General features: G+C 37.5%; 18 protein-coding genes. 11 read left to right on the top strand and 7 right to left on the bottom strand.

Annotation, left to right across the window (positions count from 1 at the left end):
• Window positions 1-11: 11 nt before the first annotated feature.
• The gene (locus tag ACIQXV_RS16055) at window positions 12-1,346 is read right to left on the bottom strand and encodes a spore germination protein (protein WP_402960215.1); all 1,335 of its coding nucleotides are present in this window, start codon (window positions 1,344-1,346) and stop codon (window positions 12-14) included.
• A 185-nt stretch (window positions 1,347-1,531) separates the two neighbouring features.
• Between ACIQXV_RS16055 and ACIQXV_RS16050 the strand changes: the two genes are divergently transcribed.
• Entirely contained in the window at window positions 1,532-2,959 is a 1,428-nt protein-coding gene (locus ACIQXV_RS16050; RefSeq protein WP_402960214.1) for a hypothetical protein, read from the top strand.
• Window positions 2,960-3,021: 62 nt separating this feature from the next.
• Complete coding sequence (gene corA, locus ACIQXV_RS16045; RefSeq protein WP_402960213.1) at window positions 3,022-3,972, top strand: magnesium/cobalt transporter CorA; 951 nt, start codon at window positions 3,022-3,024, stop codon at window positions 3,970-3,972.
• Window positions 3,973-4,001: 29 nt separating this feature from the next.
• Here the strand turns inward: corA and ACIQXV_RS16040 are convergent, their stop codons facing one another.
• Entirely contained in the window at window positions 4,002-4,316 is a 315-nt protein-coding gene (locus ACIQXV_RS16040; RefSeq protein ID WP_402960212.1) for a hypothetical protein, read from the bottom strand.
• Window positions 4,317-4,576: 260 nt separating this feature from the next.
• Here ACIQXV_RS16040 and ACIQXV_RS16035 point away from each other — a divergent pair, with 260 nt between their 5' ends.
• From ACIQXV_RS16035 to ACIQXV_RS16000, 8 genes are all read left to right on the top strand, one after another.
• The gene (locus ACIQXV_RS16035; RefSeq protein ID WP_402960262.1) at window positions 4,577-5,599 is read left to right on the top strand and encodes a M42 family metallopeptidase; all 1,023 of its coding nucleotides are present in this window, start codon (window positions 4,577-4,579) and stop codon (window positions 5,597-5,599) included.
• A 190-nt stretch (window positions 5,600-5,789) separates the two neighbouring features.
• Window positions 5,790-5,939 (top strand): teichoic acid D-Ala incorporation-associated protein DltX, encoded by a 150-nt coding sequence (gene dltX / locus ACIQXV_RS16030; protein ID WP_402960211.1) that lies wholly within the window; start codon window positions 5,790-5,792, stop codon window positions 5,937-5,939.
• A gap of 15 nt (window positions 5,940-5,954) precedes the next feature.
• On the top strand, window positions 5,955-7,472 hold the full coding sequence (gene dltA, locus ACIQXV_RS16025) for a D-alanine--poly(phosphoribitol) ligase subunit DltA (RefSeq protein ID WP_402960210.1): 1,518 nt from the start codon (window positions 5,955-5,957) through the stop codon (window positions 7,470-7,472).
• Entirely contained in the window at window positions 7,469-8,635 is a 1,167-nt protein-coding gene (dltB, locus tag ACIQXV_RS16020; RefSeq protein ID WP_402960209.1) for a D-alanyl-lipoteichoic acid biosynthesis protein DltB, read from the top strand. The genes dltA and dltB overlap by 4 nt, the downstream gene beginning before the upstream one ends.
• Window positions 8,636-8,640: 5 nt before the next feature.
• On the top strand, window positions 8,641-8,877 hold the full coding sequence (gene dltC / locus ACIQXV_RS16015; RefSeq protein ID WP_402960208.1) for a D-alanine--poly(phosphoribitol) ligase subunit 2: 237 nt from the start codon (window positions 8,641-8,643) through the stop codon (window positions 8,875-8,877).
• A complete protein-coding gene (dltD, locus tag ACIQXV_RS16010; RefSeq protein WP_402960207.1) occupies window positions 8,874-10,076 on the top strand; it encodes a D-alanyl-lipoteichoic acid biosynthesis protein DltD in 1,203 nt (400 codons plus the stop codon). Before dltC ends, dltD begins: the two co-directional genes overlap by 4 nt.
• Before the next feature lie 222 nt (window positions 10,077-10,298).
• Window positions 10,299-10,769: a hypothetical protein gene (locus ACIQXV_RS16005; RefSeq protein ID WP_402960206.1), complete on the top strand. Its 471-nt coding sequence runs from the start codon at window positions 10,299-10,301 to the stop codon at window positions 10,767-10,769.
• 71 nt (window positions 10,770-10,840) lie between these two features.
• Window positions 10,841-11,056, top strand: coding sequence for a twin-arginine translocase TatA/TatE family subunit (locus tag ACIQXV_RS16000; RefSeq protein WP_402960205.1), 216 nt, complete (start codon window positions 10,841-10,843; stop codon window positions 11,054-11,056).
• 44 nt (window positions 11,057-11,100) lie between these two features.
• On the opposite strand, the gene ACIQXV_RS15995 is transcribed toward ACIQXV_RS16000, so the two are convergent.
• Together ACIQXV_RS15995 and ACIQXV_RS15990 are read right to left on the bottom strand one after the other, a co-directional pair.
• Window positions 11,101-11,226 (bottom strand): hypothetical protein, encoded by a 126-nt coding sequence (locus ACIQXV_RS15995; RefSeq protein WP_402960204.1) that lies wholly within the window; start codon window positions 11,224-11,226, stop codon window positions 11,101-11,103.
• 171 nt (window positions 11,227-11,397) lie between these two features.
• Entirely contained in the window at window positions 11,398-11,946 is a 549-nt protein-coding gene (locus ACIQXV_RS15990; RefSeq protein ID WP_402960203.1) for a hypothetical protein, read from the bottom strand.
• A 284-nt stretch (window positions 11,947-12,230) separates the two neighbouring features.
• Between ACIQXV_RS15990 and ACIQXV_RS15985 the strand changes: the two genes are divergently transcribed.
• Window positions 12,231-13,454: an NAD(P)/FAD-dependent oxidoreductase gene (locus tag ACIQXV_RS15985; RefSeq protein ID WP_402960202.1), complete on the top strand. Its 1,224-nt coding sequence runs from the start codon at window positions 12,231-12,233 to the stop codon at window positions 13,452-13,454.
• A 158-nt stretch (window positions 13,455-13,612) separates the two neighbouring features.
• Here ACIQXV_RS15985 and ACIQXV_RS15980 read toward each other — a convergent pair whose 3' ends face one another.
• The 3 genes from ACIQXV_RS15980 to ACIQXV_RS15970 all read right to left on the bottom strand — a co-directional run bounded on the left by ACIQXV_RS15980 (window position 13,613) and on the right by ACIQXV_RS15970 (window position 15,995).
• A complete protein-coding gene (locus ACIQXV_RS15980) occupies window positions 13,613-13,981 on the bottom strand; it encodes a VOC family protein (RefSeq protein ID WP_402960261.1) in 369 nt (122 codons plus the stop codon).
• A 126-nt stretch (window positions 13,982-14,107) separates the two neighbouring features.
• Complete coding sequence (locus ACIQXV_RS15975; protein WP_402960201.1) at window positions 14,108-15,088, bottom strand: ABC transporter permease; 981 nt, start codon at window positions 15,086-15,088, stop codon at window positions 14,108-14,110.
• Window positions 15,081-15,995, bottom strand: coding sequence for an ABC transporter ATP-binding protein (locus ACIQXV_RS15970; RefSeq protein WP_402960200.1), 915 nt, complete (start codon window positions 15,993-15,995; stop codon window positions 15,081-15,083). Before ACIQXV_RS15970 ends, ACIQXV_RS15975 begins: the two co-directional genes overlap by 8 nt.
• Window positions 15,996-15,998 lie beyond the last annotated feature (3 nt).

The raw sequence follows: 15,998 nt of genomic DNA, 5'->3' as shown, positions 1-15,998 counted from the left end.
TAATCTCTTCCCTATTCTTTATTTGGTTTACTTTGAATTAAAGTAAGAAATGGCTCGCCGAAGCTATCAAGTTTTACCATATAGGCAATTAGCATGAAGAATCCAAGCACAACACCCACTAAACCGAATAGTGTTCCCAAGGCTAAAACAAAGTACTTCATGATTCTTAATGTAAAACTAAATGCATTAATTGGAACGACAAAGTTTGAGATGGCGACTGAGGATGTAATGATAATCATAATATTACTCACAAGGCCTGCTTCTGTTGCGGCCTGTCCTAAAATCAAGCCACCTACCGTCGTTGCTGTCGGTCCGATCGCTTTTGGCAGACGAATACTGGCTTCAGTCAGCATCTCCATCATTAACAGCATCAGTAACACTTCAATAAAGGACGGGTATGGTACACCTGCCCGACTCCCGGCGATACTCAATGCTAATTGGACCCTAAACAGTTCAGGATTATAGCTTGTGACGGCAACATAAAGACCGGGAAGAACAAGGCTGGTTAGAAAGCCAATATACCTAAGGATCTGCAGAAATTTGGCTACCCAGTATGTCTGATAAATATCCTCCATTGATGACATGAAATCTTTCATGACAGTTGGTAAAACCACGGCAAAAGGTGAACCCGAAACCAAAATAATGATTTTCCCGGCCGCTAAATTCACCGCTACCCTGTCAGGTCTTTCAGTCACAAGCATCACGGGTACGAGCGCCCTATTGCTTTTTTTAATAATATCTAGCAACTGCTCGCCTGTTTGAAACATTTGCACATCAATAGAAGCTAAAAAATGTCTTATTCGATTTAACGTGTTTGGATCGGCACGCTTTGAATCATGAAGAATCATCACATCTGTTTTTGAAATCTTTCCAACCATTGTTGTTTCCACGTTTAATGTTGTTTCCGGATAACGCTTGCGAATAAGCCCCAGGTTTGTCGGCAGACTTTCGCTAAACCCTGATTGCGGGCCTTGAATCGTCGTCTCCACCGTTGTATCTAAGACAGCGTTATTCCGATCCACTTTACTATCCAATAACAGGATGGAATTCTGATAAAAAAGAATCGCTACACCTTTAATTAACTCTTCAAGCGCTTTCTGCTCACTCTCAAATGGTTTTATTTGTGGATTTGATTGAAGATAAGCTGAAAATTCTGCCGGGCTATTGATTTCAAAAAAAGGTTTAAGCAATTTATCAAAAATAATCGTTTCATCACTAATCGTTTTGATATACAAAGCTTCCATATATTTTTCTTCCGTATGAAATTCCTTGAAAACTATATCTACTGCCGGCTGTATATTATTTTTGAGACTCTCTTTGATCGATTGAATTTGCTTAGTTGACATTTTTATACCTCTCAGGAGCGCTTCTTTCAATTTAGTCTCCTCGCTTTTTTGGTATTTTATTCTAAAAGATGTATCTCCACGGCTGTGACGGGGCGGAATAGAGCAAACTTTTTCCATCCTTGGTTAAGTTGCCTTCATTTTGGGAAAGTTGATTTTAGATATTAATTTGAAAGGAAAAATAGCGTATGGAGCCCATCGATTTTAAAGAAAAACAGGTTACTACAGCACTTTTTCAATTTATTTTCCCTTTTTCATTGAAAATTGATACCACTCATAACCTGTTTCGCTACTTACATGAACAAAATTTTACATTTTATCAATTAAATGATAAGCAAAAAGAAACAGCCTATTATGGCCGTTATCAAGTGTCTCATCGAAAAATGAAATCCTTTTTCCTTCCGTTTACAAATAACTTTCTTTTTCCACCATCGCAACAGCAGAAGGGATTCCAGAGATTCACAAAACAACTAGACATTAATGGTTTACTAAAAGCAAAACATGGTATAACCCCTTTCCAAATACATTCACTTGATTTATTCATTTGTCCGTATAATCTGGGATTCATAACTATTCGAACAGAAATTAGTAACATGCCTTTCTCCCAAGCAATTGAATTTGCTGATTGTTTTCGCATGCTTGGGCAACAAACTCCAGCACCTAGAATTGAATATGGCGGTGAGGCATATCTACACGTAAAAGATTTCTTGTATGATTGTTTATTTCCAGGGTTACCGGGCTTTTTTGATCATACCAGCACTTCGTTTCTCGATACCAAAAAAATGTATGTCCAATCCTTGCTCACTCTAAATGAAGGAGAAACCATTGATCGTGTGGATGTCTACCGTTCAGGAACACTTTGCGGAATAAATGATGCTGGAAATCCCTATGTAAATGCAAATAACTTAGACTATATCTCTAATTATCTGAAAGACCACAGCTGGAATCGTTGGGCACCGACAACGTATTCTATTTTTTCAGAAGAATGTTTTTCGTGTATGACAAATGAACACCATGACGAATTTAGACTTCTGGCACAACAGTTTTACGGACAATTTTATTATGCCGTGTTACTCAATCTGTTTCATAAACATGTATTGTTAAAAATTGCAGCCGACTATTCTGCACTAAATCTTGACCAGGATAAAAAAGAAATTGATCACTTAATTTATACAATTAACTCATTTACCTCTAATTACTTTTTTTCCGTAAATCCTGTTCAAACAGAAGGTCAAGAACTTTTTACCCATATAAGGAAAAGCTTCGTAATTGACAATTTATATACCAATACAAAAGATATCCTATTTAGTCTTTTCAAGTATGAAGAAAACACCGGGAAAAAAAGAGACACCTTGCTGCTTCTCGTTTTAACACTTTATACGGTCATTTGCGGGATTTTCAGCATGAATTTGTTTACACATGATTTAGAAGGAAAAATTCATTGGTCCCACTTTAAGTCTTATAATCCTTTCGAATACTTTGCTGTTTTTATTGTATTTAGCGGCATAATCGTAGTAATCTTCCTATGGATTCAAAGTTTATATCAAGCAATCCAGGATCGAAAAAAACGTAAAAAATGGGTTCAGGAATCTGTTTTATCAGAAAAAAAACCATGAAGCGTGTTATTTTTCCTGTGTTCCTTTATAGTGAAGGCAGGAAAACGTAAAAAGGTGATTATATGATTAGAACAATTGCGGTAGATAAAAATGACAAATTGATCAAGGATTTAGAAATCTCAACACTTGTGAAGGGAGGTTACCAATGGTACTGGATTGATTTTTACGAGCCTGAAAACGAGGAAGTTGAATTCCTTAGGTCCCCGCTTTCCTTCCATCCATTAGCGATTGAGGATTGTATTCATCATTTACAACGACCAAAGCTTGATTATTATGAGGATTATGCTTTTTTTGTGATTCAGGCATTGAACCAAAAAACGATAGCGCGAGAGGAAGTTGATTTCTTTCTTAGCAAAAACTATGTCGTCACTTTTCATCATAAACCATCTACGGAAATTGATGAGGTTTGGAATCGATTTAGTCAATCGATAAACGTAGATCAATGGGATCCTTCCCATGTCTTTTATCATGTTCTTGATAATATGGTTGATAATTATTTTCCTTTAGTAAATCAAATTGATGATACCTTAAATGAAATTGATGAGAATTCCAAAGGAAGGTCAATGGAGGTTTTGCTGAAGGATTTATTTGATGCAAGACATGACCTTTTATCACTTAGGCACACGATTTCACCCATGAGGGATTTGTTGTACAGGATCCTTAATTCTAAGCGATTAACAAGCATCGAAGGGAAAATCGCCTATTTCTCAGATATTTATGATCATTTGCTTAAATTAACCGAAATGATTGAAGCAAGCCGGGAGCTTACTACAGATATACGTGACAGCTATATTTCCATCAATTCGAATGAAACAAACCATGTTATGAAAGTATTAACGGTTATAACGACCATCTTTATGCCACTGACCTTTATCGTCGGTGTATATGGCATGAACTTTCAGTATATGCCCGAGCTGGGATGGAAATATGGCTACTTTGGGGCACTGGTTCTCATGCTGCTCATCGCAATTGGTATGACAGTATGGTTTATGAAAAAAGGATGGTTTAAATAGCAATAAGACTAGCAGGAAATTTGCTAGTCTTATTCCCAATCTTCATATACCACGGTTCCACCAGTTAAATCAATCGTGTTGCGCTCACCTTTATAATACGTCTTCCCGTCTTTTTCGAAAATTAGATTGTCATACGTATAAACCTTTTGTCCATTTTGAAGATGAATCACGACCTTTTGTCCTAAATGCTCTGTTGGTGCTTCAATTTTTATCGTGCTTTGATAGTAATAGCCAAAAATAAAGAAACTGGCTGTTAAAATGATACAGGCTGCTATGAAAAATAATAGACCCTTCCAAGAAGATTGCTTCGGCTTGTTATTATATAATTCGACTCTGGTCAACATTTTTCTCCTCCCATTTGGTTGTTCCGGATTATGGAAAATATATTTTTAAAATAGTTTGAATAGTTCCATTTATGCCCGAATTTTCGATTTTTATCCGTTTAGCGAAATATTTAACACAGTTAACCTATGCATGGATTCTGAAAAAGTTGACGATAAATTCGTATTTTTACATGTCTTTTTGATTTTTAGTATAATAGTAAGGAATGAAAATTCAGAAAGAGGTATTTGAAGTGGGTAATCATACATATTCTGCAGAAACAATGAAATTAATCAGCGACTTAGTGTCGATACCGAGTCCATCAGGTAATACCAATGAGGTCATAACCTTTGTCGAAAAATTCCTTTCGGAGTTACAAATCAACACATACAGGAACCGTAAAGGCGGCTTAATTGCAACAATTGAAGGAAAAAATTCCAGTAAACACCGCATGCTTACCGCGCATGTGGACACGCTCGGCGCAATGGTGAAGGAAGTAAAAGCAAATGGCCGATTGAAGATTGACTTAATTGGCGGTTTTAAATACAACTCCATCGAAGGAGAATACTGCCAAATTGAAACAAGTAACGGCAAGAAATATACAGGCACCATCCTCATGCATCAAACTTCCGTCCATGTTTATAAGGATGCCGGCAAAGCCGAGCGAAATCAGGAAAATATCGAGGTTCGGATTGATGAAAAAGTACAAAATGCGGAAGAAGTTAGGGCACTTGGGATCGAGGTCGGTGATTTTGTTTCGTTTAACCCACGGGTGGAAATAACATCGAGCGGATATATTAAATCCCGCCATTTAGATGATAAAGCAAGTGTGGCCATCCTCCTGCAATTAATCAAACAACTGAAAGTGGAGAATATTACTTTGCCTTACACAACGCATTTCCTTATTTCGAACAATGAAGAAATTGGCTACGGCGGCAACTCCAATATTACGCCGGAAACGGTTGAATATTTAGCTGTTGATATGGGGGCGATGGGTGATGGTCAATCCACAGATGAATATACTGTTTCCATCTGTGTCAAGGATGCGAGCGGTCCCTATCATTATGGATTACGCAAAAATTTAGTGCGCCTTGCCGAGGAAAATAATATTGAATATAAACTAGATATTTATCCATTTTATGGATCTGACGCATCAGCAGCCATCCGCTCCGGACATGACATTGTTCATGGACTAATCGGACCGGGCATTGATTCATCCCACGCATTTGAACGTACACACCAATCATCAATTGAAAATACAGCAAAGCTTTTGTATCATTACATCCAGTCAGATTTAATACAATAAGATCTTTTCATTACCTCGTTTTTACCAAGAGCATAGGACAAAAAAATAGCTAAGATAGCAAAAGGCCGATTGGAAACCCAGTCGGCCTTTTAAAATTTAATGATTTTTTAATTATATATTAATGGGGTATTAATTGTTACCAACAAAAAAGAGATTATGATTATAATGTAATAAAAAGGGGGCACAACCGATGTATGAAAAATTTCTCATTTTATTAAACAGCCAAAAGGTCAAATGGCTGGGCCGGTTTGCCTACTATTTTCTCATACTCCTGTTGTTATTTTTTATGTATGGATTTAACGATGCAAGTGCAGGATCCTACATTTACAACGATTTTTAAAAGGAGGCAGCCAATATGAAACTATTAAACACACTTAAAAACTTTTCACATACACATCCAGATACATTAGCCTATTTATCTCCTACAGAAGAAATCACTTATGGGGAACTTTGGAGACAATCAGAACAAGTAGCGGCTTTTCTATTAAAACTAAACAATGAAAAACATATACCTGTAATTGTTTATGGTCATATGGATGCTTCAATGATTGGCACCTTTTTAGGCTGTGTAAAAGCCGGAATTTCCTATATTCCGATTGATACTTCGATTCCGTTCGAAAGAATAGCAAAAATTATCGCTAGTTCCCAAGCTGAATGGGTCATCAATGCCTCCGGTCAAGAATTGGCGGTGAACAATTTCTCAGTGTCTGTTGCGAATTATGATAAAATCCTGGCAGATCAAGTTTCTGATGTGCCAGTCGACCAATCAAATTGGGTTTCCGGGGAAGAAAATTTCTACATTATTTATACGTCCGGAAGTACAGGAAATCCCAAGGGTGTACAAATTTCAGCCAATAACCTGCAAAGTTTTGTCAATTGGATGGTTGAAGACTTTCCCATCAAAGGAAATCTTCGCTTTTTAAATCAAGCACCATACTCGTTTGATTTATCCGTTATGGATCTTTACCCTGCCCTTGCCTGCGGTGGAACCATATTTGCGATTACAAAAGAAATGATTGCAAAGCCAAAACTCTTATTTGAAGCATTAGAAAAATCGAGGACCCAGGTATGGACCTCTACACCTTCCTTCGTGCAAATGTGTTTAATGGACCCATCGTTTACAGACAAACTTCTCCCGGAGCTCAGCGTATTTTTATTTTGCGGAGAAATCTTGCCAGTTGCGATTTGTCACCAATTAAGAGAACGGTTCCCTAATGCAAGAATATTCAACACCTATGGACCTACGGAAGCAACCGTAGCGGTCACTTCTATTGAAGTAACTGCTGAATTACTAGAAACATACTCGAATCTCCCCATCGGAAAACCAAAAGGAGATACACGTATTTTATTGGTTGATGAAAATGGCCTGGCGGTTGATCCTGGAGAAAAAGGTGAAATGATCATTGTCGGTCCTAGTGTAAGTAAAGGCTATCTAGGGCAACAGGAGCTTACCGAAAAGAACTTTTTTCTTTATGAAGGTGAACAGGCATATCGAACTGGTGATGCAGCCTATATCGACCAGGATGGGTTGATTTTTTACAAAGGCCGAATTGACTTTCAAATAAAACTTCATGGCTACCGAATGGAATTAGAAGAAATTGAGTACCATATTGCAAATTGCAAATATGTGAAATCCGCCGCAGTCATACCAGTCTATCAACATGACAAAATTGACTATTTACTGGCGGCGATTATTCCTTCAAGCCATGATTTTGAAAAAGAATATCAATTAACAAGTGCAATAAAAAAAGAACTTAGCGAAGTTATTCCTGCTTATATGATTCCGAGAAAGTTCTCCTATTATGAGGAGTTTCCGATGACACCAAATGGAAAGATGGACCGAAAAAAATTCAGGGAAATGGTATTACAATGACGCCTTATGGTTCTTTTAGTTTCTTTTTTATCCTTGCCGTACTTTTAACACCGACGATTATTCTCGGGTTAAAGGGAAAAAGATTTCATACGTATAACATGTTGGTGTCGGTTATCGCACTTGTCATCATCTTTGCTTCATCTCTTAATCAAGCAATCGCCTTAATCGTTTTTACTTTTTGGCAAGTGGTTTTGATAAAGGCCTATATCGCCTATCGAAAAAAGAGCAATAGCAATTCAATTTTTTATTCGGCAGTCATTCTTTCTATTCTACCGCTGGTTTTTTCGAAGTTGCTGCCATATTTTTCAAATGTAAACTTAATTGGCTTCCTAGGTATTTCTTATTTAACGTTTAAGGGTACACAACTTATTATGGAGACACGTGATGGGCTGATAAAAAAAGATCTGCCCCTTTCCCGTTTACTCTATTTCATTTTATTTTTCCCGACCATTTCATCAGGTCCAATCGACCGTTATCGCCGCTTTGATAAAGATTTGCAAGTCGGGATTTCGGGCGAACAATACAAATTACTGCTTTATGAAGGAATCAACAAAATTTTTCGCGGTTTTTTATATAAATACATTATTGGCTATTCGATTAATCATTTTTTTATCACCAATCTAAGATTTATTGCGCATAGTCATTTTGAACACCATCTCTATTATATGTACGCCTACAGCCTTTATCTGTTTTTTGATTTTGCAGGTTATAGTGCTTTTGCGATTGGTGTTAGTTATATTATGGGGATTAAATCTCCGGAAAACTTTAATAAGCCTTTCCTTAGCAGGAACATTAAAGACTTCTGGAATCGCTGGCATATGAGCCTTTCCTTTTGGTTCAGAGACTATGTGTACATGCGATTTGTCTTTTGGATGACCAAGAAAAAATGGATTAAAAACCGTTACCTCCTCTCAAATCTTGGTTATATTTTACTGTTTTTGCTAATGGGGGTATGGCACGGGCTTGAAATCCAATATATCATTTATGGGGTGTACCATGCCTTATTAATGGTTGCATACAATTCATTTGAACGGTTTAATAAAAAGCACAAATGGTGGCCGCAAAATAAGCTTACCCATATTGTTGCGATTATCATTACCTTCCATGTGATTTGCTTTGGTTTTTATATTTTCTCAGGACAATTATTTCATAAAGGAGTTTGATTCAGATGGATTTCAAAAATGAGGTACTTACATTATTAGCAGAAATTTGCCAGGACGATATCGTAAAGGAAAATCCGGATATTGATTTATTTGATGCCGGTTTGTTGGATTCATTCGGGACAGTTGAATTACTCGTTCAAACAGAAGAACGTTTTGGCATTCTTGTTCCGATTACCGAATTCGATCGAGACACATGGAATACGCCTAATAATATTGCCAGTCAATTGGCTGATATGCAATGAAAAAAGCATTATTCTCACCCATGATCATAGCCTTTCTCGTTTTGGTTATTTTGGTTGTGATTCCAAATCAATGGATTGAGAAGATGATACCAAAGTCGAGAATAAATCAGGCTGCAACAGAGTTAAATCCATTTATGTTTCAAGGTAAATATGTTCAGCAAAAAATGCTGGAAGACAATCATTTTTTACCCATCTATGGATCATCTGAACTTGCTAGACTTGATCGGTTCCATCCGTCCAATTATTTTAAAGAAACAAGGGGATATTTTACTCCTTTCCTCATTGGCCGCGGTGGAACCGAATCACTAATCCATTTTTTAAACTTTTCTGAGCACATTGGACAGATTAAGGGAAAGAAAATGGTTTTCGTCTTGTCACCGCAATGGTTCCAGCCAAATGGAACGGACGAATCCCATTTTGTCCCTAATTATTCAGCCTTGCAAGGATATGACTTGGCATTTAACAAAAAAATGGATCCAACGCTAAAGAAAAAAGCCATGGAACGGCTAGTAAAATTTTCGCCGATTCAAAACGACCCATTTCTATCTATTATGTATAAAGCTGAGATCACGAACAATCCGTGGACTAAAAGAGAAAGTGCATTGGTCCGCCCTATGGCCTTCGCCTATCGTGAATTGTTGATAAAAAAGGACCTTTATTATTCACTAGCGGGAGGTATTCCACATAAGCGGGATATCAGCCCAAAGGTTAAGAATAAATCCTGGGGTGAGTTAGCGGTGCAAGCCAATCATTTCGGTGAAAGAAAATCGACGAATAATCACTTTTATGTGATAAACAGCCAATACAATAAAATCCGTAAAATGGTTCCTTCATTAAAAGATAACAAAATTGGTGCATCATATGGTGAATCTCCTGAATACCAAGATTTTCAATTAGTGCTTGACCTTTTAAAACAGGCAGGAGCTGACCCGTTATTTATTTCAGTTCCAGTAAACGGGCCATGGTACGACTACACCGGTTTTCCAAAAGAAGGACGCACCGCGTATTATGAACGAATAAAAAAACAAATTGAGACCGAAGGCTTTCAAGTTGCTGATTTTTCCAATCATGAATATGACCCATACTTTATGAAAGATACGATTCATATTGGCTGGAAAGGTTGGGTTTATACCGATAAAGTAATTAAAGACTTTTATGAGGGGAAAAAAATAGATGTTGAAGTCGTTCAGGCAAAATAGTTTGAACGGCCCTTCATTTTTTTAGAATGTATTAACCACCTGTTAATACAAAATTAATGTTTATTGGCTATACTACCATTATCTTGACGTTAAAGGTGTGTGGTTAAAATTAATGATTCTTCCCAATTAACTAAAAAAAATGGTCTATTAGCTAATTTTATTCCTAATTCAAAAGAGAGAAAAACCGTAATTCTTTTTTCATTTGCAACGGTAATTTTAATCATGATCGGGATAATCGTCATCATTCTAAATCGCCAGCAATTATTTGCCCAGGATTTCCGACATTATAAAGAAATCTTTAAACAACTCGGTTCAATTTCAAGAATTGGTTTTTTTGCCGCCCTCGCTATTTTTCCGATCTATCAATTATTGAAATCAAAGAAAATAAAGGAATTTAAACTACGAGACTTTCAGGTGAAAAAAGCACTGCAATTCCTGGCAAAACTTGTCCGGAAATGGCATGTTCCTGTTGCCCTACTATCTTCTGGAATCGTATTATTGCATGGTATTCTATCTATTATTAGAGGATTTAAAGTTGACTTTACTTACTTATCCGGTATTGCTTCAACAATCGTTTTGTTATTTCTTATGATAATGGGTTTAAAGCGTTATAAACGAACAGATCATAATTGGCATTTAAAACTTGCAATCGGCTTTTTTATTCTATTTATGATACACGCAACTTTTTCCTAATCAAAGTAGAATAATGTTATATTTAAAGTTATAATATACTTGTTAATTTATTCATTTGGGAGTTGAGAAATATGTTTTCAAATATTGGTGTTCCGGGATTAATTTTAATCCTAATTGTTGCTTTAGTCATTTTTGGACCGAATAAGCTCCCTGAAATCGGACGTGCTGTTGGAAAATCAATCCGTGAATTTAAAAAAGCAACTGAGGGAATAGCAGATGACATAAAAGCAGAAATAAAAGAGGATATTAAAGAAGCTAGACAGGATAAAATTGACTTAAAAAAATAGAAAATCAAAGCATCCCCGGACAAATTTCTGGGGATGCTTTTTGATTACCTTTTCGATTTTTCGGCAAATGCTTGAAATTGATTCATTAATTTTTTGCGAGACTTTTCATTGCGTAATAAATAGGCAGCACCTAATCCAATCGTTGTCATCATTAAATTTTTTCTCTTCATTGAAGTCAGTCCTCCTCCTGAAACTTTCTTACTCTTATATGTTCCCTCATAGTGAAGATTTTAGCATCCGAAAATATTGACAAAAACATCAATATTTCCCCGTTGAATAAATTACAACTACAATGAAAAAGCCAATCCCGTTTTGGAATTGACTTGGTCCAGTGCTGTTTATTATTTTTTCAACATATCTTTCAACATTTGATTATGCTCTTTCATTTGAACTAAGAGCTGATTTAGTAGGACTGCTGCCTTTTTATTATCCTTTTTGTCAACCGCGAGCCTTAGTTCATGGAACGTTTTCCAATGCCCCATCTTTTTGCCGCTATGTGCCTTTTCCATAAACTCTTCTTTCGTCAGCTTGCCTTCATCCAACTGCTTCTTAAGCTCTTCCATTTTCGCCATTTTTTCTTTTTTCCACTGCTCACGTTTTGCGGCATTTTCCGGACTCATCCATTGATTACGGAGTGTCTTCTTTTCTTTAAGAACTTTAGTCCATTCTCCTTTTTTAGCCGGCGTATATTGGTCTACCCACGTAAGTAGTTTTTGCTCTCTCTCCGCCATCATTGCCTGCCAGTCTTTATGCATCATATGGCGGTGGTTGTCTTCCTGGCAATTACAAGGTTTTTCCTCGTGGTCTACCGGTTCAGAATCATTTGCAGCTGCAAAACCTGGCACGGATAATAATAAACCTACTATCAAAAATAACATTTTAAACTTCATAACGATCTCCTTCCAATCTTCATTGAAATAAAATAAATTTTTTTCAGCACGGAATTATCATTCCCAGTTTGCCAAAAAAAATTTACCAATTTGACAAAAATTTAGTTAAAAAGCCCTTGTGAAGTGATGTAAATTATCGTAATCTAAGAATATAGAGAATATGTGAACTATTTCACAATTTGAGTATTGAGCATTCGCTCTAATTTTTTAATAACTTATTGTGAATTATTTCACAAAATTATCCGAAGAAAACATTAAAAAAATGGTATTAGGAGTGGGGAACTATGTCAAAACCAAAAATCGTAATCTTAGGAGCCGGCTATGGCGGGATCATGACAAGTAAAAGCTTAGAAAAATTACTAAAATCAGGAGAAGCAGATGTTACGCTCATTAATAAACATGACTATCATTACCTTACAACACAGCTGCACAAGACTGGTGTTGGAACAGCAGCAGACCGCCAAATTGCCATGTCTATTCCAGAACTAATCAATCCAAACAAAACTAGGTTCTTAAAAGCAGCAGTATCTTCTGTTGATATCAATACACAAGAAGTTCACCTTGAAGGCGGAGATACCGTTAAATATGACTATTTAGTCATTGCACTTGGATTTGAGATTGAAACATTTGGTATTCCTGGTGTTAAAGAAAATGCCTTTGCGATTCGCAGCTTTAGAAGCTCAAAAACCATTTATCACCAAATCATCAAACAATTTAATCTTTATAAAGAGGATCATGACCCTTCTCGTTTAACCATTGTAGTGGCTGGTGGAGGCTTTACCGGTATCGAGATGATGGGAGAACTTGCTGACGGCCTGCCCAAACTATGTAAGGAACATGATATACCATATGAAAAAATAAGAATTGTGGCCATTGAGGCGGCGCCATCTGTCATTCCATTTTTCCCAAAACAATCTATCCAATATACAACAGAAGTTTTAGAAAAGCGTAATATTGAATTAATCACTTCAACGAAGATTTTAGAATGTACAGCTGAAAAAGTTATACTGGAAAATAATCTGGAAATTCCTACAAAAACATTAATTTGGTCTTGTGGTGTAAAAGGAAACACGATTGTTCACAAATGGGGATTACCCATCGAAAAAGGCAAGATCCCAGTGGATTCGGAGCTTCGCGTTAAGAACATGAAAAACATTTTTAGTCTTGGCGACTGTTCTTTATTCATGAAGGATGAAAAAAATGCATTACCACCGACTGCTCAAGTGGCACTGCAACAAGCCTCAGTTTGTGCGAAAAATATTGTTGCTTCCATACGTGGTGAATTATTAAACACATTTGAATATCACCATAAGGGGTCTGTTGCGTCAATTGGACTCATGGCTGCTGTTGGGAAAGTAGGTAATTTCCGCTTATCCGGACTATTTGGAGCCTTTATGAAACAAGTCATTGAGGCCCGCTACTTGTTTAATCTTGGCGGACCATCACTGATTATCAAGCAGCACTTTGGTGTAAGCCGTGAGCCAGTCAAAGTAACGGCGAAGCAGTAACCATTACCAGTTTCCATTGGCTATTTTCTTGGCAGCAGGGTCCCCTCCCCAGCCGCCCAATTGATTAGAATAATCCCGAATAATGAATGCCTTAAATCCCCCAATTTTAAGGCGAACAGCCTCATTCCAATCATTAGGACCTGAGGCTGTTCACATTTTTATATCCACTCTAAAAATTCGAGCCGGTTGCCAAACGGATCGTGAAGATGAATTCTAGATGCTCCCGGAAGATTGTCATCTCCAGAAAAAACAATATTCTTCTTACTAAGAAGCATTTTTAATTCCTCGATATTTTCCACCACAAAGGCCGGGTGCGCCTTTTTTGCTGGAAAAAATGGTTCTTCTACGCCAATATGGATTTGGAATGTTCCAAACTCAAACCATACACCGCCCCGTTTCTTTAATTCCTCCGGTTTTTCAACCTCCGTTAAGCCGAGGGTTTCTCCGAAAAATCCTCTGGCTGCTTCTTCACAGCCCTTTGGAGCAGCAAGCTGGACATGGTCAAATTTTTTTATCGTAAACGACATACTGATTCCCCCGTTTCTTTTCATACGTTTCTCTCCTATTTTATAAAATTTTTAATATTCCATCAAATTTTTCTATTGTTTTTTGACAAAAGAAAAGCCGCCCCGCTTTTTAACAGGGACAGCTTCCTAATAAACATCCTTTTTCGTAAAAACGAAAAACGAGACGAATAATGCTGCGGCCCACCAAACCAGTAAAACCAGCATCGAAAAGGTGAGATTCATACCCTCAATTGGCGGCGCTGTTCCTTTCATATAGTCAGTTAACCGTAAATTGACCATAAAAAAGTATTTGGCTGATTCCCATGAGGATACCATATTATTTAAAATAGCCCCCGAGATTAAGGCTGCAAGCATCACACCCATTCCTGCCGCTGTACTGCGAATTAACACAGAAAGCATGAACGATAGGGTTCCGACGACAATCGCGACAAACCATACCAGACCATAATCCATTAATAGAAACTTCCACAAACTTAGAAGTCTAACCTCCGAGGTGTTTAACCCCGTCTCCGTCACATTAAAACCAGTTAAGATTGGTGCCCCCCAGCCTTTATAGCCAAAGACTACTCCAGAGATTAAATAGGATAGGCCGCCTGCTATCGCAATGATTAATGAGATGGCTAAACAAAGTGTGATATATTTGCTTAAAAGTACCTTCCATCTCTTCACCGGCCTCGTCAGCAACAGCTTTATCGAACCTAAACTGTGCTCGGACGAAACTAAATCGCTGGCTATGACCATCACCATTAATGGGATAAACAGATCAATCGAGTTTTCTAAAAAGATTCTCATGAATGTTGGTGCACCGGGTTCTGTTGGGTTAATATCATGATCCAAATAATATTGCTGCTGCTGTAGTGATATTTGCAGTTGTTTCTTCCATTCGTCAGATATTCTACTGCTGCTTAAGCGGTTTGTTGTATCCACAATTTGCTGCTGTAAAATCGTACGCCAATCACTGGTTCCTAATTTTTCACGCTGTGTTTCAACTTGCTTATATTGTGCATATGTAAATAACATGACAAGAACGCCAATGATGATTGCAATTACAACCAGCCGCTTTTTGGCAATCAGCTTCATCATTTCATTTTGAATCAGTTTATTCAATGCTGTCACCCCCCGTTAGTTCGAGGAACAAATCTTCAAGCACCGGCATTTTTCGATTCATTTCTGATACGGCAACTCCCGCTTCAACTAGCTGTTTATTCCATTCGGGTGTCTTCTGTTCATCGAATTCCGTTAAAAGAGTGCCATTATCTTTTTCTTCTATTGTGGTTAATGACTGTAAAACTTGTTTTCCCTTTTCATAAGGGGAAATGCGCCAAACCACTCTTTCGCGATTGGCAAGCAGATGCCCAACGGTATCGACCCGTATGATCGCCCCTTTTGAAATGATTGCTACCCGGTCACAAAGTAATTGTATTTCACTCAATAAGTGGCTTGACACAAGGACACTTAAACCTTCCTTTTCGGCCAGAAACCTTATAAATTGTCTCATTTCACGAATTCCTGCCGGGTCCAATCCATTTGTCGGTTCATCGAGAATCAACACCTTGGGCTCCCCTAAGAGTGCCTGGGCAATTCCAAGTCGCTGCCGCATTCCAAGCGAATAGGTTTTAACTTTATCGTGAATTCTTTCTGTTAACCCAACCAGCTGTGTCACTTCATTAATCCGATCTTCGCCAATGTGATCAAGCATCCTGGCAAAGTGGAGCAGATTATTATAGCCCGACAGGTAAGGATATAGTTCCGGATTTTCAACGATACAGCCAAGATTAAGTACTGCTTCCTGAAATTGATCCTCAATACTGTGACCACAAATGTGAACACTGCCAGACGTTGGTTTTATCAGACCGACAAGCATGCGGATGGTAGTAGTTTTCCCGGCACCATTCGGTCCCAAGAACCCAAACACTTCCCCTTCACGCAGGTCAAACGTCAACCCCTTGATGATTTCTCTTTTCCCAATAACTTTTTTTAAATTCTTAACTGATAATGTGATTTTTTTCTCCACTGT

The sequence above is a fragment of the Neobacillus sp. NPDC097160 genome (assembly GCF_044762155.1).
Taxonomy (GTDB): Bacteria; Bacillota; Bacilli; order Bacillales; family Cytobacillaceae; genus Neobacillus.
The sequence above is the reverse complement of the archived record's forward strand: the minus strand, read 5'-3'. Positions and strand labels throughout refer to the sequence as shown.